The organism is Neorhizobium sp. PAMB6716, assembly GCF_058242805.1.
The window spans coordinates 2,014,547-2,031,823 of record NZ_CM177835.1; the positions used below are offsets into that span (position 1 = coordinate 2,014,547).

15 protein-coding genes and 1 other annotated feature are annotated in these 17,277 nt (G+C 60.4%); of the genes, 6 read left to right on the forward strand and 9 right to left on the reverse strand.

Going from position 1 to position 17,277, the window contains the following annotated elements; genetic code table 11:
- Nucleotides 1-251: 251 nt before the first annotated feature.
- From AC4CWH_RS09875 to AC4CWH_RS09885, 3 genes are all read right to left on the reverse strand, one after another.
- The gene (locus AC4CWH_RS09875) at nucleotides 252-1,583 is read right to left on the reverse strand and encodes a L,D-transpeptidase family protein (protein ID WP_491318593.1); all 1,332 of its coding nucleotides are present in this window, start codon (nucleotides 1,581-1,583) and stop codon (nucleotides 252-254) included.
- A gap of 392 nt (nucleotides 1,584-1,975) precedes the next feature.
- The gene (gene ldtR / locus AC4CWH_RS09880; RefSeq protein ID WP_491285374.1) at nucleotides 1,976-2,488 is read right to left on the reverse strand and encodes a transcriptional regulator LdtR; all 513 of its coding nucleotides are present in this window, start codon (nucleotides 2,486-2,488) and stop codon (nucleotides 1,976-1,978) included.
- A 232-nt stretch (nucleotides 2,489-2,720) separates the two neighbouring features.
- Nucleotides 2,721-3,161 carry a DUF6163 family protein gene (locus AC4CWH_RS09885; RefSeq protein WP_491281863.1) on the reverse strand — a complete coding sequence of 147 codons (441 nt, stop codon included), beginning with the start codon at nucleotides 3,159-3,161 and terminating at the stop codon, nucleotides 2,721-2,723.
- A gap of 139 nt (nucleotides 3,162-3,300) precedes the next feature.
- Here AC4CWH_RS09885 and hemB point away from each other — a divergent pair, with 139 nt between their 5' ends.
- The 5 genes from hemB to AC4CWH_RS09910 all read left to right on the forward strand — a co-directional run bounded on the left by hemB (nucleotide 3,301) and on the right by AC4CWH_RS09910 (nucleotide 6,466).
- Nucleotides 3,301-4,314, forward strand: coding sequence for a porphobilinogen synthase (gene hemB / locus AC4CWH_RS09890; RefSeq protein ID WP_491318594.1), 1,014 nt, complete (start codon nucleotides 3,301-3,303; stop codon nucleotides 4,312-4,314).
- 112 nt (nucleotides 4,315-4,426) lie between these two features.
- Nucleotides 4,427-4,885, forward strand: coding sequence for an RDD family protein (locus AC4CWH_RS09895; RefSeq protein ID WP_491318595.1), 459 nt, complete (start codon nucleotides 4,427-4,429; stop codon nucleotides 4,883-4,885).
- 138 nt (nucleotides 4,886-5,023) lie between these two features.
- Nucleotides 5,024-5,803 (forward strand): arginyltransferase, encoded by a 780-nt coding sequence (locus AC4CWH_RS09900; RefSeq protein WP_491318596.1) that lies wholly within the window; start codon nucleotides 5,024-5,026, stop codon nucleotides 5,801-5,803.
- A 52-nt stretch (nucleotides 5,804-5,855) separates the two neighbouring features.
- The gene (locus AC4CWH_RS09905) at nucleotides 5,856-6,077 is read left to right on the forward strand and encodes an AbrB/MazE/SpoVT family DNA-binding domain-containing protein (RefSeq protein WP_491318597.1); all 222 of its coding nucleotides are present in this window, start codon (nucleotides 5,856-5,858) and stop codon (nucleotides 6,075-6,077) included.
- Complete coding sequence (locus AC4CWH_RS09910) at nucleotides 6,074-6,466, forward strand: type II toxin-antitoxin system death-on-curing family toxin (RefSeq protein ID WP_491318598.1); 393 nt, start codon at nucleotides 6,074-6,076, stop codon at nucleotides 6,464-6,466. Before AC4CWH_RS09905 ends, AC4CWH_RS09910 begins: the two co-directional genes overlap by 4 nt.
- Nucleotides 6,467-6,487: 21 nt before the next feature.
- Here the strand turns inward: AC4CWH_RS09910 and parC are convergent, their stop codons facing one another.
- On the reverse strand, nucleotides 6,488-8,749 hold the full coding sequence (gene parC / locus AC4CWH_RS09915; protein WP_491318599.1) for a DNA topoisomerase IV subunit A: 2,262 nt from the start codon (nucleotides 8,747-8,749) through the stop codon (nucleotides 6,488-6,490).
- Between the two features lie 191 nt (nucleotides 8,750-8,940).
- Between parC and AC4CWH_RS09920 the strand changes: the two genes are divergently transcribed.
- Nucleotides 8,941-10,131 carry an aq_1923 C-terminal domain gene (locus tag AC4CWH_RS09920; protein WP_491318600.1) on the forward strand — a complete coding sequence of 397 codons (1,191 nt, stop codon included), beginning with the start codon at nucleotides 8,941-8,943 and terminating at the stop codon, nucleotides 10,129-10,131.
- Between the two features lie 89 nt (nucleotides 10,132-10,220).
- On the opposite strand, the gene AC4CWH_RS09925 is transcribed toward AC4CWH_RS09920, so the two are convergent.
- The 5 genes from AC4CWH_RS09925 to aspS all read right to left on the reverse strand — a co-directional run bounded on the left by AC4CWH_RS09925 (nucleotide 10,221) and on the right by aspS (nucleotide 17,125).
- Entirely contained in the window at nucleotides 10,221-12,290 is a 2,070-nt protein-coding gene (locus AC4CWH_RS09925; RefSeq protein ID WP_491318601.1) for a putative bifunctional diguanylate cyclase/phosphodiesterase, read from the reverse strand.
- Nucleotides 12,287-12,937 (reverse strand): glutathione S-transferase family protein, encoded by a 651-nt coding sequence (locus AC4CWH_RS09930; protein ID WP_491318602.1) that lies wholly within the window; start codon nucleotides 12,935-12,937, stop codon nucleotides 12,287-12,289. The genes AC4CWH_RS09925 and AC4CWH_RS09930 overlap by 4 nt, the downstream gene beginning before the upstream one ends.
- A gap of 216 nt (nucleotides 12,938-13,153) precedes the next feature.
- Nucleotides 13,154-14,638: a SulP family inorganic anion transporter gene (locus tag AC4CWH_RS09935; RefSeq protein WP_491318603.1), complete on the reverse strand. Its 1,485-nt coding sequence runs from the start codon at nucleotides 14,636-14,638 to the stop codon at nucleotides 13,154-13,156.
- Between the two features lie 72 nt (nucleotides 14,639-14,710).
- Nucleotides 14,711-14,768, reverse strand: a sequence feature (sul1 is cis-regulatory element that is thought to sense ions involved in sulfur or methionine metabolism; They are found in Alphaproteobacteria).
- A 145-nt stretch (nucleotides 14,769-14,913) separates the two neighbouring features.
- The gene (locus tag AC4CWH_RS09940; protein ID WP_491318604.1) at nucleotides 14,914-15,246 is read right to left on the reverse strand and encodes a DUF1236 domain-containing protein; all 333 of its coding nucleotides are present in this window, start codon (nucleotides 15,244-15,246) and stop codon (nucleotides 14,914-14,916) included.
- A gap of 88 nt (nucleotides 15,247-15,334) precedes the next feature.
- On the reverse strand, nucleotides 15,335-17,125 hold the full coding sequence (gene aspS / locus AC4CWH_RS09945; protein WP_491318605.1) for an aspartate--tRNA ligase: 1,791 nt from the start codon (nucleotides 17,123-17,125) through the stop codon (nucleotides 15,335-15,337).
- Between the last annotated feature and the right edge of the window lie 152 nt (nucleotides 17,126-17,277).

The following is a 17,277-nucleotide window of genomic DNA, read 5'->3' on the forward strand; positions in this document are numbered from 1 at the left end:
GGCTCCTGGAAGAAACTGATGCGATGGCGTCTTAGCGGCACGCCTTCATAAGGGCAATACGCAGCGTAATATTTGCAGATCAATCCGCAGTGTCGGGCTCTATCAAAGCCAGTTTCCCGCCCGATTGCGACACTATGCCCGCGCCGCCTGCGCTTTTCCGCCAAAAGCAGGCGAGCCGTAACGGAAAACGGCGGCCTCTCTGCAAAGAGGCCGCCGCAAGAGAGGGGCTGCGGGCTAAAGCCTGCACAATTTTATTGCGGCAGCAGATCGTCGTCGATGGAACCGGCCGGCTGTTCGATGCCCGTCTTGGTCTGAAGCGCAAGTTCGGTTGCGCCATCGCGCTGGTAGATGTCGTCGCGGAACTGCACGACACCGTCCTTTGCCGACCAGGCGGTGATGTAGACGAAATAAACAGGCACTTCCTGCGCAAGCTTGATCGGGTTGTTCTGGCGAAGCGCAATCACGCGCTCGATCTCCTGACGGGTCCACGGCGCGGTGTCGCGCAAGAGCCAGGTGATGAGGTCGCGCACGTTCTGCACACGCACACAGCCGGACGATTCAAACCGCATCAGCTTGTTGAACAGGCCCTGCTGGGGCGTGTCGTGCATATATTCGTTGTTCGGGTTGTGGAAGTTGATCTTGGTGGACGCCATGGCGTTGTTCTTGCCAGGATCCTGGCGGAACATCAGGTTGGGGGCCTTCGGCGCATTCCAGTCCACCGCTTCCGGCGGCACTTCCGTGCCCTTGCCATCGAACAGGCGGATATTGTTGCGCGTGAGGTAGGTCGGGTCCTTGCGCATCAAGGGCACGATGTCCTTCTCGATGATCGAGCGGGGTGCCGTCCAGTACGGGTTGAGGATGACTTCGTAGATCTTCGAGTTGATGATATGCGTCGGACGGTCAATGCGGCCAACGACGGCGGTGTTGCGCAGCACCACGCGGTCGCTTTCCACGGCTTCGATCGAGGCGGCAGGAATGTTCACCATCACATGGCGCAGACCCAGATCGCCCGACATCGACTGCAGGCGAACCAGGTTCGTCTGCAACTGACCAAGGCGGGTTTCGGCCGGAATATTAAGCGCCTTCAGCGTGTATTCTCCAAGAACGCCATCCGTCGGCAGGCCGTGGCGGGCCTGGAAACGCTTGACCGCGCTATCGACATAGCTGTCGAAGGAGGAGGACATGCCGGCCGACTGCGGCAGGTCGCCCACCACCATCAGGCGCTGGCGAAGCTGCTGTACGACCGGATCGGCATTGCCGATGCGCATGCCGGCCTGGCCCGGCGTGACCTGTGGCCAACCGCCATTGGCGACGATATTCTGGTATTCGAGAATGGCCTGCTGGATATAGGCAGGTGAGCCCTGCCCCAGCACCGGATTGTTGGACATGACGTTGACGGCCGAGCGGGAGGAGGCATTGGCGTCGAACTGATCATCCCAGGTGCCGCGCTGCGGCGCGGAAATGATATCCTGCAGGGCGCTTTGGGCCAGCACCGGTGCGGCCAGAGACACGGCCCCCAGCGACACCGCCGAGCGCAGAACGGCGCGGCGGGACAAAAATTCGGATTCGCTCTTTTTCGACATCATTCGATCCACGTTATCCGTCATCACTTCAGGCCAAAGTGACTACAAGGATATGGTTAATAAAGCGTCGCGGACCTCTTTTCATCCACACGCACCCGGCGGCCCGGCCAGGCCTTCGACAAAAGCTTTGAGAGCCGGATTTTCCCACCATATTTAGGCTTTGCGGTCCCATAGCAATATGGCCAATTCTTGTCAGCAGCCATGCGCTCACAGCAGCGTGTATCAACGTGACTTTTTCGCTTCAGTTGCAAACGCGGCAAAATAAAGCCAGCCGCAACGGAAAAACCGGACGCGCGGGAGCGCATCCGGTTTTGAAGGCGACTGGAGGGGTGCCTGTCAGGGGAGAGCCGCAAGGTCCGGTGGATCAGAGCCTTGAGCTGCCGAAAGGTTTTTTAGAGGCGATACATGATCTGGTCGTTCCAGAAGCGGTCGAGGCGCTGAAGCAGCTTGTTCATCTGGGCAAACTCGCCCTCGCCGATGCCACCGACCTTTTCGATCGAACCGATATGGCGCTCGTAAAGTTTGGCAACCACTTCGGCGATATCCTGGCCGGTCTTGGTCAGGCTGATGCGGACCGAGCGGCGGTCGATGCGCGAACGCTGGTGATTGATGAAGCCGAGATCGACCAGTTTCTTGACGTTATACGAAACGTTAGAACCAAGGTAGTATCCACGGGAGCGCAGTTCACCGGCAGTCAGCTCGGAATTTCCGATGTTGAACAGCAGGAGGGCCTGCACGGCATTGACGTCGTCGCGACCCTGGCGGTCGAACTCGTCCTTGACGACATCGAGAAGGCGGCGGTGAAGACGTTCCACGAGGTGGAGCGATTCCATGTAAAGGCCGCGGATGGTTTCGTCCTGAGCGTCGGCTACCGTTGCAGCCTGCGGCTTGATCTTGGTGTTCAACATGTCTGCCTCACTGTTTGTTTGGCGGTGTGTTTGTTGTCTCCCGCCTTGTGAGTGACACTACCCGGAGCCCATAAAATTCGACTTAAAACATAGGGCTAACGGTGGCTTAACAGGATAAACCCTGTGCCGGACGGCCAGTTCAAGCCTGTCGATTCCATAGATCGGATTCAGCGATTTCAATGACTTAGGTTGGGAAATTGCGTCGAATATCCGCTAAAAAGCGTGGGAATCAGGGTAAATCAACCCTTACCCTCTCTTCCATCTTGCGGCGCTCATCGAGGAAGATGGCCAGCCGGAAGACGAGATAGAGAGCCGCGACCAGCCCATGCATCAGCGGCACCAGAATGTTATGGCCAAAAACCTCCGGCCAGACCTGGTACATGAGCAACTGGCAGCCGGCGGCGATAACCCAGAGCACCGGCCCCCAGGAGACGGCAAGCCAGAGCCCAAGTGCTGCCACCGGAAAGACCACAGCAAGAACCGAGGCCGCCGACCGCCAGGGCAGGTTCAAAAGATCAAAGCGCGCCCGCCCATCAAAGGAATATCCGACGAGCATGGCCCAGTATTGCAGGCCGAACCACAGGCACACGCCCGCAATCAACCGCAGGAAGATCACGAACAGGATTTCGGTGAGGCTGAGTTTTGGCTGGGCGAGTGAATCAGGTTCCATGCCGGTAAGGATAACCCGGTTCGACGCCCCCCGCCAGACACGCACCGCACGCATCGCCTGCGGCAGCCTGACCCTTCGCAAATTTTGTCGCGCCGTGTTAAGCCACGGCAAAATCCAGATGCAGAAAGCGAGACCCGCCATGACCGACAAGACCCATCTCGTGGACGAAATCACCGGCCACCGCCGCATGCGCCGCAACCGCAAGGCCGACTGGACGCGCCGGATGACGCAGGAGAACCGGCTGTCGGTGGATGACCTGATCTGGCCGATCTTCATCGTGCCCGGCGAAAACATTGTCGATCCCATCCGCGCCATGCCCGGCGTCAACCGCATGAGCGTCGACAAGGCTGTCGAGGCGATCCGGGAAGCCGCCGATCTCGGCATTCCCGCCATTGCCCCCTTCCCCGACGTGGAGATGGACAAGCGCGACGCAACCGGCTCGCAGATCCTTGATCGCGACAACCTCATCAACCAGTTTACCCGCGCCGTCAAAAAGGCCGTGCCGAATATCGGCCTAATCACCGACGTGGCGCTCGATCCGTTTACCAGCCACGGCCATGACGGCATCTTGCGCGACGGCGTCATCGTCAATGACGAGACCGTGGATCAGGTGGCGCGTGCCGCGGTAATGCAGGCCGATGCCGGTGCCGATATCATCGCGCCGTCTGAAATGATGGACGGGCGCATCGGCGCCATCCGCCGCGCGCTTGATGCGGCCGGCCATCAGGATGTCGGCATCATGTCCTATGCGACGAAATTCTCGTCCGGTTTCTATGGCCCCTATCGCGAGGCGATCAACACCGGCGGCCTGTTGAAGGGCGACAAGAACAGCTATTACATCAGCCCGGCCAATGGCACGGAAGCGCTGCGCGACGCGGCGATGGACGTGGAGGAAGGCGCCGACATGCTGATGGTGAAACCCGGCATCGCCTATCTCGACATCTGTTGGCGCATGAAGGAAGCCTTTGGCCTGCCCACCTTCGCCTATCAGGTGTCCGGTGAATACACGCAGATCAAGGCGGCGGCGATGAACGGCTGGATCGACGGCGAACGGATCATGATGGAGACGCTTCTCTGCTTCAAGCGCGCCGGCTGCGACGGCATCCTGTCTTATTTCGCCGTAGAGGCCGCCCGCAAGCTGAAGGGCGTGTAGACCGAGCCCCGGCGGCACCGTCTCAAAAAGCCGGCGCCGCAGACGGCGGGCCCATTGTGAAGACGGCCGGGATCTCCCATATTGTGTTGGGAACACAAAGGAGAACCCAAAAATGTCGTTCGACAACACACCCGCCGTTGCAGCACCGGAAGACTGGCGCGCCTATAGTGGTGTGCTGTCGCGCCGGATCTTCGCCTTCATTATTGACTATATGATGGTGCTGCTTTTGTGCATTCCGGCCGCTGTCGTGGTGTTCTTCCTCGGCATTATCACGCTGGGGCTAGGCTTCTTCCTTTACCCGATCCTTTTCGTCATCGTAGCGCTTCTGTATTTCGGGTTTTCGCTCGGCGGCGCTGCCCAGGCAAGCCCCGGCATGCGCATGATGGGCATTGCCATGGCCCGGCTGGACGGTCGGCGGATGGATTTCATGACAGCGCTCGTCCACATGGTGCTGTTCTGGATCCTCAACTCCGTGCTGACGCCGCTTATCCTGCTGGCTGGTCTTTTCATCGATCGGTCTCGCCTGGTGCATGACCTTTTGCTGGGCACGGTGGTGGTGCGCACCACCTGAGTTGCTGCGATTGCATCTCGACATGGTTGACGTTTTGCGAACTTGCGCCATGCTATTCTTTAACCGGCGACGCAGTTTGCAACAGGTGCGCACGGCCAGACCAGCCTTATCCCTTGCAGCGAAGGTCCATTTGCGCGGATGAACACCCAGGCGACGCCATCTCCGCAGTTTTATCTGACGGCACCGGCTACGTGTCCTTACCTTCCCGGCGAGTTGGAGCGGAAAGTCTTTACCCATCTGGTCGGCCAGCGTGCCGCCGAGATGAACGACCTCCTGACGCAAGGCGGCTTTCGTCGCTCGCAGAACATCGCCTATCGTCCCGCCTGCGAGGGCTGCCGCGCCTGCGTTTCGGTGCGCATCCTCGCTGGCGAATTCGAGCCGGGGCGCACGATGCGCAAGTTGATGGCCACAAATAGCGACCTGATCAGCACCATGATGCCGCCGCAGCCATCGACCGAGCAGTTTTCCCTGTTTCGCCGTTATCTCGATGACCGCCACCAGCGCGGTGGCATGTCGGACATGTCGGCGCTTGATTATGCCATCATGGTGGAAGACACCCACGTCAACACACGCCTGATCGAATACCGCGTCCGCGTGCCCGGCGCCGGCATCGGCGATAAACCAAAGGGCGAACTGGTCGCGGTGGCGCTCACCGACATGATGACCGACGGCCTGTCGATGGTCTATTCCTTCTTCAACACCAAGCTGGAGAAACGCTCTCTCGGCACCTACATGATCCTCGACCATATCAAGCGTACCCAGACGCTTGGCCTGCCGCATGTCTATCTCGGCTATTGGGTCAAGGGTTCGTCCAAGATGAACTACAAGACCCGCTACCAGCCGCAGGAACACCTGACACCGCGCGGCTGGGAGCGTTATCGCCCCGACGAACAGGAAGATATCGCGTTTTTGCGGTGATTGCAGCGTGCAACGCGCCATGTTATAACGCCGTTACAACATGGAGGTTCAGATGAACATCATCGTGCGTAAAATCGGCAATTCCGAAGGCATCATCATTCCGAAGGAAGTTCTGGACCGCGTTGGCGTGCGCGCCGGCGACAGCCTGGAACTGCGCGAGGAGGACGGGAAAATCGTTCTCGTCTATCAGGATGCGGATCTGGCGGAGCAGCTGAAGGCTGCCCGGATTGGCATGGAGAAGTATAAGGTCGCATTGCGCGAGCTTGCCAAATGAACGAGATCCGTTGGCTGAGCCGCGACGCGGTCGAGCGGATGCACGACGAGCAGCTTGCCGAACATGGAGGCCTTCCCGGGCTGAAGGACGACAACGCGCTGGAAGCAGCGCTTGCGAGGGCGCGTCACAAATATGCCTATGGCGAAGAGGATGTGGTGACGCTCGCCGCCGCCTACCTGTTCGGGCTGGCGCGTAATCATCCGTTTTCGGATGGCAACAAGCGCATCGCCTTCCTGGCAGCCTTCACGTTTCTCTACCTCAACGGCTTCCTCTTGGAGGCGGAGCAGGCCGATGTCATCGCCTTCGTGCTTGCCGTTGCAGCCGGCGAGATCGACGAGGACGGCGCCACGCGCTTTCTGCGCGATCATATCGTGCCGCTCGGCGCCTGACGGGGCCGAGCGGGCAAAACGTCAGCCGCTGAACTTGCCGCTGCGGGGAAAGCCCTTTGGCACGGCGCGGCCGGCGGTAGCGCGGTCGCCCAACCATTCCAGCAGTTCGTCCTTGTTGCGGGTGAACACCCGTCCGGCGGTATCTTCCCACGTCAGGCCACCTGCCAGCACAAAGCATTTTACGTCGGAAATGCCGCCATCCTTGTAGCGTTGCAGGCGCACACCCTTGCCGCGCGTCATTTCCGGCAGCTGCGACAGCGGGAAGACCAGAAGCTTGCGGTTTTCGCCAACCACGGCCACATGATCGCCGGCGACGGGGATCACCAGCTTTGCCTCGTCGGGCATCGCCACATTCATCACCTGCTTGCCCTTGCGGGTATTGGCCACCAGCTCGGTTTCGGCCACCACAAAGCCGTTGCCGGCGGTGGAGGACAGGATCAGCTTGCGCTGCGGATCATGCACGAAGGCGGTCAGCACATCCTGATCGTTTTCCATGTCGACCATGATGCGGATCGGCTCGCCATGGCCGCGCCCGCCGGGCAGCTTGTCAGCGCCGAGCGTGTAGGCCTTGCCGCCGGTGGTGAGCAGCAGCAGTTTGTCTGTCGTCTGCGCCGGGAAGGCCAGCCGCATCGCATCGCCTTCCTTGAAGGTCAGCGTCGAGGTATCGGCGATATGGCCTTTCAGCGCGCGGATCCAGCCCTTCTGCGAAATGACGATGGTGACCGGTTCCTTCTCGATCATCGATTGCTGGATGGCATCGAGATCAGCTTCCGGGGCATCGGCAAACTGCGTGAGGCGCGCAAACGGCTTGCCGCGACCCTTGGCGAATTTCTTGCGTACGTCCTGGATTTCGTGCTCGACCACCTTCCACTGCTTCTCGTCGGAAGCGAGCAGCGATTCGATATCGGCCTTCTCCGCCGTCAGCGCGTCGAATTCCTTGCGGATCTCGAATTCTTCCAGCTTGCGCAAATTGCGCAGGCGCATGTTGAGGATGGATTCGGCCTGCACGTCGGTCAGCTGCCACTTGGCAATCATCACCTGTTTAGGCTCATCCTCCTCGCGGATGATGCGGATCACCTCGTCGAGGTTGAGATAGGCAATCAGCAAGCCGCCCAGAATTTCCAGACGCCGGTCGATGGCGGCCAGACGGAACCGCGAGCGGCGGATTAAAACGTCCTTGCGGTGCGCCAGCCATTCCAGCAGCACCTCGTTCAGCGCCATCACCTTTGGCACGCGCCCCATTGAGAGGACGTTCATGTTGAGCGGGATGCGGTTTTCCAGTTCCGTGAGCCGGAACAGCGATTCCATCAGAAGCGTCGCGTCCACCGTGCGGCTCTTCGGCACCAGCACGACGCGGATGTCTTCCGCCGATTCGTCGCGCACGTCTTCCAGAAGCGGCAGCTTGCGGGCAATCAGCAGTTCGGCGATCTTTTCGATCAGCCGCGACTTCTGCACCTGATAGGGAATTTCGGTGATGACGATCTGGTAACCGCCGCGCCCGAGATCTTCCATCTCCCACTTGGCGCGCACGCGAAAACCGCCGCGGCCGGTGCGATAGGCCTCGATGATCGACTCGCGGTTGTCGATGATGATGCCGCCGGTCGGCAGATCGGGGCCGGGAATGAAGTCGACAAGCTTTTCGATCGTCGCATCCGGATGGCGGATGAGATGAAGGGCTGCGTCGCAGAGTTCATGGGCATTGTGCGGGGGTATGGAGGTGGCCATGCCGACCGCAATGCCGGACGCCCCGTTGGCGAGCAGGTTCGGGAACGCCCCCGGCAGAACCGTCGGCTCCTCGTCTTCCTCGTTATAGGTGGCGCGAAAATCCACCGCATCCTGATCGACGCCTTCCAGAAGGAGGGCCGCGACTTCCGTCATGCGGGCTTCGGTGTATCGATAGGCAGCCGCACTGTCGCCGTCGATATTGCCAAAGTTCCCCTGCCCGTCGACGATCGGATAACGCTGCGAAAAATCCTGCGCGAGGCGCACCAGCGCATCATAGACCGACTGGTCACCATGCGGGTGGAACTTACCGATGACGTCACCGACGATACGGGCGCATTTCTTGAACGCCGAGTTGGGGCGGATGCCCATCTCGCTCATGGCGTGGATGATGCGCCGGTGCACAGGCTTCAACCCGTCGCGCACATCCGGCAGAGCACGGTGCATGATGGTCGACAGCGCATAGGCGAGATAACGCTCTTCGAGCGCCGCCTTCAGGTCAATCGGCAGGATATTGTCGCCGCCATCGTCACCGGGCGGAGGTGTCAGATTTTTTCCCATGGCTCTTGACTACCGGAAAGCCTGATTCCCGGCAAGAAATCAGGGCAAAGCGCCTGTGGATGAAGGCCCCTTATAGGTGTCCGGCTGACGATTTTCGTCTTTGAAAAGCCGTGGACGTTGACCACCCTATGCATATAAGAACTTTTGCGAATGAACAGCGGCTGCACGGCAGGCCGTAAGGAGGACACCTGATGACATTGAACAACTCCACCCGCATGCTGCTTGCCAGCGCCGTGATGGCAATTGCGACCACGCCGGCCTTTGCTCTCGATGGCAACGACCTGCTGCGCAAGCTTTCGGCGGCCGCCAATCTGCAGCCGGGCAATCTGGAGGTGGCGGGCGTGGATGTCACGGGCTCCACCGTGACGCTGAAGGGCCTTTCGATCGGTGACGGCGACCCCGCCAAGCGGGTCACCGTGGGTGACGTCGCACTTCAGGGCGTCGTTGAAGAGACGGATGGCAGCTACACGATCGAAAAGGCGGTTTTTCCCGATATCAACCTGACGGAAGACAAGACCGTCATCACCGCGTCGGACATGTATCTCTCGGGCATCGTCGTTCCGGCCGAAGCTGGTGGCACTTCGCTCGATTCGATGTTCTTCTACGAAGAAGCCCATGCCGGACCGATGAAGATTGCCGTCGAGGGCCGCGACGTTGCCTCCATCAACGAGGTCCTTGCGACCATGGAGCGCACCGAGGACAATTCGGGGCTCAGCTTCGACGCCAAGGTCGACGGCTTCTCGGCGGATCTGTCCATCGTGGATGATCCGAAATCGCGCGAGGCCATCGACAGCCTCGGTATCCAGACCCTCAAGGGCACGATGACCATGAAGGGCAGCTGGGAAGCAGAACCCGGCACGGTCGACCTGGAGGAATACGCCATCGATCTCGACAAGATCGGCCGCCTGAACCTGGCAGCCAGCCTGTCGGGTTACACGCCGGCCTTTATCAAGTCGATGCAGGAAACCACGCGCGCAATGGAGGCCAGCACCAACAAGGAAGCGGCCCAGCAGGCGCAGATGCTGGCGCTTTTCGGCCTTCTGCAGCAGCTGAACTTCAACAGCGCCGAATTGAGCTTCACCGACGCCGGCATCACCAAGCGCGGCCTGTCCTATGCCGGCAAGCAGCAGGGCGTCAACGGTGACCAGATGGCCATGATGCTGAAGGGCATGGTGCCGCTGGTGGTGGCGCAGTGGAACATTCCCACGCTGCAGAACAGCCTGTCTTCGGCGCTGAACAGCTTCCTCGATAACCCGAAGAGCTTCACCGTGACGGCTGCACCACCGGCACCGGTGCCGCTGCCGATGATCCTTGGTGCAGCGCAGGCGGCTCCGAACACGCTGCCGGACGTTCTGGGCGTGACCGTCTCCGCCAACCAGTAAGGTTTGAAGGCTTCCAGCGCCGCAGAAAACACGGCGCTGAGTACCTGTTTCAGGTTGGGCGAACAACGAAGGCCGGATACGGACGGACTTCAGCAGACAGTTTCTGGCAAGCGCTGCGGCACGGCCTGCTCTTCAAGCAGCATAGCCTCCAGTCCTGCCGCCGGCAGCGGCCGGCTGTAGAGATAACCCTGCAATTCGTGACATCCATTGGCATGGGCCCAATCAGCGGCACATTGCGTTTCGATACCCTCGGCCACGATCGTGACCTGCATGAACTTGCACATGGCAATGACGAGCCGGACAATTTCCTCGTTGCGCGGCAGGCCGCTCACCAGGCTGCGGTCGATCTTGATACAGTCCACGGCCATTTCGTTGAGGCGGGCGAGATTGGAATAACCGGTGCCGAAATCATCGATGGCAATACGGATGCCGAGCGCGCGCACCTGTTCCAGATTGTCATGCACTGTCGGATTGCTTTCGAGCAGCAGCGTTTCCGTCAGCTCCAGCTCCAGCATGGCCGGGTCGCAGCCGTAAAAGGAAAGCAGGCGCCGCACCATGCCGGCAAAATCCACTTCGCACAGCTGGCGGATCGAGACGTTGACGGAGACGGCGATATGGAAGCCCTTGGCCGCCCATTCACTTTGCTGGCGGATCGCCTGTTCGAGCATACAGGCGCCGATCTGGTTGATCAGCCCCGCCTTTTCGGCCAGCGGAATGAAAATCGCCGGCGATACCATGCCGCGTTCGGGATGCACCCATCGCGCCAGCGCTTCTGCAGACACGATGCGTTGCTCACTCGGTGAAACGCGCGGTTGGTAATGGGCTTCGATCTGTCCGCGGCGCAAAGCTTCGCGCAGATCCGCCAGCATTTCCACCTCGTCTTCACGCCGGTTGCGCATGCCGTCGTCATAGATGCGGTACTGGTTGCGCCCGTCAGCCTTTGCCTCGTACATGGCCAGATCCGCCCGCTGCATGAGGATCTGCACATCTGACCCGTGTTCGGGAAAGCTTGCGATGCCGACGCTTGGCGTCACCATCAGCTTGCGACGCTCGGCCTGCACAGGCACGGCAAGCCGCTGCAGCATGCGCACGGCCAGCGCCTCTATGCGGCCTTCATCGCCTTTTTCTTCGGTCGCCAGGAACAGGAACTCGTCGCCGCCCAGGCGAATGACCGCATCGTCCTTGCCGCGCAGTTCGAACAGCCGGCGCGCGACGTCCATCAGCACCGCATCCCCCTGGAGATGGCCAAGCGTATCGTTGATGACCTTGAACTGATCGAGATCGATGAACAGCACACCGATGCGCGCGCCGGTGCGTTCCGACTGGCGCAGAAGGCGCTCGAACAGCGCGGGCATGGCAAGGCGGTTCGGCAGGCCGGTCAGAGGATCGTGATTGGCGCGCATATGCGCCAGCGCCTCCGCCTCCTTCAGCCCGCTGACATCGGTTTCACTCACCAGCACGGATGGCCGCCCCGATGCCGGATCATGGCAGGAGCGGGCCGTCAACTCATGCCAGCGAACACCCTTCGACGTGTAGACCTCGGCAATCAGGCTGATTTCGCCCGTCGCACGAATGGCCTCCATCAGACGGCGGAAATCGTCCTTCGCCACGAAGCGCGAGGCCAGGTGGTCATTGCCTTCAAAGCTTGCCCGCGCGGATGGATTGCAATAGAGCGTGCATCCTTCGAGATCATGTAGCGAAATCATCAGCTGTGTGTGCAAAAGTGCATCGGCGCTGCGGATTGCTTCCGGCTGCTGGCCGGTTTCGTCGCTCCCCTCGCACAGCATCGCCATGCGGCCATCACTCAGCCGGATGCCACTGAAACGGACCCGCAACGGACGTGGCACGCCGCGCGGATAAAGCGTCCACATCTCGGTAAAGGTCGCGTCGCGCTCGATGAAATCCGTCTGGTACTGTTTCAGGCGCCGCGCGACGGCGGGCGACATGTCGGGCTTCATCGGGCGGGCACGCAGTTCCTCCACCGTATCGGCCGCCCATATGTCGAGTGCGGAGGCATTGGCCCAGACGACCAACGCCGCGTCGATGTCGAAAATCCACACAGCCGTACTGAGCCGGTCGAGCATCCACCGGCTGCTCTCGGACGCGCCACAGCCAGGCGTGACGTGGTCGTCCAGCGGCTGATACAGAGTGTTGGTCATGCAGCATGCTCGTCTGCCAGAAAAGGCCGCGCCCTGTCACACAGCGCCGATAGCGGCACGAAGCCCGGCGTCTGGCGCACCCGCTCGATCCAGGCCACGACGTTCGGGAAAAGGTGCATATCGATGCCGGCCTCGTCGGACACATGCACATAACCGAAAAGCGCGATATCGGTGATGCCGTAACGGTCGCCCAGCATGAAATCGCGATTGCTCAGATGCGCATCCAGCACGGCAAGGCCGGCGCTGGCCTTGTCGCGCCAGGCGATGATGTCGGCCTCGCGCCCGACGCCCAGATGTGGCGCAATGCGACCGAGGAAACGGGCGGGGGAGATGAACGGCTCAAGCCTGGACTGTTCGAAGAACATCCATTGCAGGCTCTGCGCCCGCAAAAGCGCAGTCTGCGGCATCAGCCCGGAGCCATCCGCCAGCAGCCACAGCATGGCATTGGACTCACCGACGCCAACACCGGGCTCTGTGACAAGGTAGGGAACCGCACCGGCGGGATTGATGGCGCGAAAGGCTTCGCTGCGTGTTTCGCCGCGGAGAACATCAACGTCAAGAACATCGAACCCGATGCCAAGCTGACACATAGTTACGAACGGTTTGAAGCAGTTGCCGGAACCTTTTGTCGCGTAAAGCCTGTACATTCCCAATCTCCCGCGGAATGATTTTTTAGACTATACACGGAGCCAATTGAACATTCATTGTTAAATATCGTCGATCACATCTAAGCGTTTTGAGGGATTATTAAGATTTTCAAGACCGATAGAAGACCAATATACAGATTTACATAAACAAAAAGATCCCACGGAGGCCAAGCCGCCGTGGGATCTTTCTCGGGGCCCTATCCGAGACCCGACGGTTCAGTGGCTGGCGACGCTCATCACCGCATGGTCCTTGTCGTGCAGGGCGTAGCGGTCGATCATGCCGGCGCTTGCATCATTGAGGCCGATGACATCGACGGCAACGCCGTGGCGGCGGAATTTCAGCACGACTTGATCGAGCGCACCGACCGCCGAAATATCCCACAGATGCGCATCCGACACGTCGAGCGTCACCCGCTGAAGCCGTTCTGCAAAATCGAACGAGGCGACCAGCCCTTCCGTCGAGGCAAAAAAGATCTGGCCATCGATGCGGTAGGTGCGATGCGTAGCGTCTTCGCTGAGCGTCGAGCGCACATGGAAAAGCTTGGCCACCTTGCCGGCAAAGAAGATGCCCGACAGGAGAACGCCGGCGAGAACCCCGAGCGACAGGTCGTGCGTGGCAACCACGGTGACGACAGTTGCCAGCATGACGATGGAGGAGGACAATGGATTGCGTCTCAAATCCGGGATGGAACGCCATGAGAAGGTGCCGATCGACACCATGATCATGATCGCCACGAGCGCTGCCATCGGAATGATCTTTACGATATCATCCAGCACCAGGATGAGGAAAAGCAGGAAGGCGCCGGCGACGAAGGTGGAGAGACGGCCACGGCCGCCCGATGTGACGTTGATGACCGACTGGCCGATCATGGCGCAGCCGCCCATGCCGCCGATGAGGCCGGCTGCAATGTTGGAAGCCCCCTGCCCGATGCATTCCTGGCTCTTGCTGCTGGTCGTGTCCGTCATGTCATCGACGATACGCGCCGTCAGCAGCGATTCGAGCAGGCCGACGGCCGCTAGCGCTGCCGAATAGGGGAAGATGATCTGCAACGTTTCCCAGGTGAACGGCAGGTCCGGCAGCGAAAAGATCGGCAGGCTGGATGGTAGTTCGCCGAGATCGCCGACGGTGCGCAGGTCAAGCCCTGAATACACCGACACCAACGTCAGTGCGACGATGGCGACAAGCGGCGACGGGATGACTTTCGTGACGTAGGGGAAAAGGTAGATGATCGCCAAACCGGCTGCGATCATCACATAGGTTGCAACCGGCACCCCGATGAGTTCCGGCAGCTGCGCCATGAAGATGAGGATGGCAAGCGCATTAACGAAGCCGGTCATCACCGATTTCGACACGAAGCGCATGACGCGGCCGAGCCTGGCCAGGCCGGCCAGGATCTGCAACAGGCCCATCAGCAGCGTTGCGGCAAACAGATATTGCAGGCCGTGTTCCTTGACCAGCGTCACCATCAGCACGGCGGTGGCAGCCGTTGCCGCCGAGATCATGCCCGGGCGACCGCCGACAAAGGCGGAAACGCAGGCGATGGCGAAGGAGGCAAACAGCCCGACCTTCGGATCAACGCCGGCGATGACCGAAAAGCCGATGGCCTCAGGGATCAGCGCCATGGCAACGACAATGCCGGAGAGAATATCCCCGCGAATATTGGAAAACCATTCGCGGCGGTAGGTGGAGAAAGACATCATGATTTTGAGATTTTTCGCAAACTGAACGCATTGGCCGGGAATGAACCAGGTCTGAAAAGGGCCAATGCTTTGCGTTGTCCGGCGGATCGGCGGCCGGAAGAGCCACCCGGGGATCGCACCCGGGTCCTTGTGATAGGCCAGTTCATAGCCCCAGAATTGACGCAAGGCAATATAAGCAGCGCAAAACTTCAATCGCCGCCATTAGGGCTTCCTAGGCACAAAAAAGGGGCAGCATACGCCGCCCCTTTCTTTCATCCTGTCAGTGCAGACAAAAATCAGTCGAGAACCTGGATCACTTCGCGGGTCTGCGGATCGACCACGACGCGGCGCTGGTTAACGACGGTGTAGGCGTAATCGCCATAACCATCGACGACATGCACTTCCACATCCTGCGGAAGAACGCGGCCGACGAGAACGTCACCTTCATAAGGCACGGACTGGACGTCCTGCTCCATCACATAGGTGCGCACTTCGCGCGGCATTTCGCGCACGATGACAGCGCCCGGCGGCGGCGGGGCCGGCTGTTCGGTGACGATGACGGTCGACTGCGCAAAAGCGGTGGTCGAGATGAAAATGGCCGCAGATGCGGCCATGAGGGTCTTCAGCATAATGCTCTCCTCGGGGGCGTGATTGCTGGGCAGACAATGCCCGGCCCCGAAGAAGGTTCCCGCCCGCAAAACCGGGCGGGAGGAGAGATCAATCCTTTTTCAGCGGCGGCAGAACCCGAAGCGACAGTTCCATCAACTGCTTCGGCTGGGCCGGTGCCGGCGCGTTCATCAAGAGATCCTGTGCCTGCTGGTTCATCGGGAACAGCGTGATTTCACGCAGGTTCTTGGCTCCGACCAGAAGCATGACCACGCGGTCGATGCCGAACGCGCAGCCGCCGTGCGGAGGTGCGCCATACTGGAAGGCACGGTACATGCCGCCGAAGCGCTCTTCCACGTCCCCCTTCGACAGGCCAACCATTTCGAACGCTTTGACCATCAGTTCCGGCGACTGGTTACGGATGGAGCCCGAGGCAATCTCGAAACCGTTGCAGACGGCATCGTACTGATAGGCCTTGATCGTCAGCGGATCCTGCGTTTCCAGAGCCTCAAGTCCACCCTGCGGCATGGAGAAGGGGTTGTGGGCAAAATCGAGCTTCTTGTCTTCGTCGCTCCATTCGAAGAACGGGAAATCGACGATCCAGCACAGCTCGAACCGGTCGCGATCGACAAGGTTCAGTTCTTCGCCGGCGCGGGTGCGGGCTTCGCCGGCAAACTTGTAGAATTTTGCGGGTTCGCCCGCGACGAAGAAGCAGGCGTCACCGGCTTCAAGGCCAAGCTGGGTGCGCACGGCTTCGGTGCGTTCCTCGCCGATGTTCTTGGCAAGCGGGCCGGAGCCGGCAATCTTGCCGTCCTCTTCCTTCCAGAAGATGTAGCCGAGGCCCGGCTGGCCCTGACCTTGAGCCCAGGCGTTCATGCGGTCGCAGAAGGCTCTGCTACCACCGGTCTTGGCCGGGATCGCCCAGATCTCGACCTTCGGGTTCGACGCGATCATGCCGGCAAACACCTTGAAGCCGGAGCCGGCAAAGTGTTCCGTGACATTTTCCATGACGATCGGGTTGCGCAGGTCCGGCTTGTCGGAGCCGTATTTGCGGATCGCCTCGTCATAGGGGATGCGCGGCCAGTCCTTGGTGACAGGCTTGCCATCGGCAAACTTTTCAAACACGCCGGTGATGACAGGCGCCATCGTGTTCCAGACGTCTTCCTGCTCGACAAAGCTCATTTCGACGTCGAGCTGGTAGAATTCGCCCGGCAGGCGGTCGGCACGCGGGTCTTCGTCTCGGAAGCAGGGCGCGATCTGGAAATAGCGGTCGAAACCGGCCACCATCAAAAGCTGCTTATACTGTTGCGGCGCCTGCGGCAGCGCAAAGAACTGGCCGGGATGGATGCGGCTCGGCACGAGAAAGTCGCGCGCGCCTTCCGGCGACGAGGCGGTGAGGATCGGCGTGGTGTATTCGGCAAAACCGATTTCGTTCATGCGGTTGCGCATGTCCGACACGATCTGCGTGCGCTTGACGATGTTCTTGTGCAGCGTATCGCGGCGAAGATCGAGGAAGCGGTATTTCAGGCGCACGTCTTCCGGATACTCGGGCTCGCCGAACACCGGCAGCGGCAGTTCCTTGGCAGCGGACAGAACTTCGATCTCCTGCGCGTAAAGCTCGATCTCGCCGGTTGCCATCTGCTTGTTGATGGTATCTTCCGAACGGGCCTTGACGACGCCATCGATGCGGATGACCCATTCGCCCCGCACGGTTTCGGCCACCTTGAAGGCAGGGCTATCCGGGTCGGCCACGACCTGCGTCATGCCGTAATGGTCGCGCAGATCGATGAAGAGAACGCCGCCATGGTCACGGACGCGATGAACCCAGCCGGACAGGCGGACGGTCGCGCCGACATCGGACTTTTTCAGGGCGGCACAGGTGTGGCTGCGGTAACGGTGCATGTCGAAATCCTGGAATCACATGTGCCGGCACAAGGCGCTGGTGTCCCGGCCGGCAAGGGGAAAATCGGGCGGAAAAGCGCATGGCCTGCCGGCTTTGTCAAGGCTGGCGGCAGGTTGCACGGTTTTTCGGCGGATTTCGACTGTTTTTCATC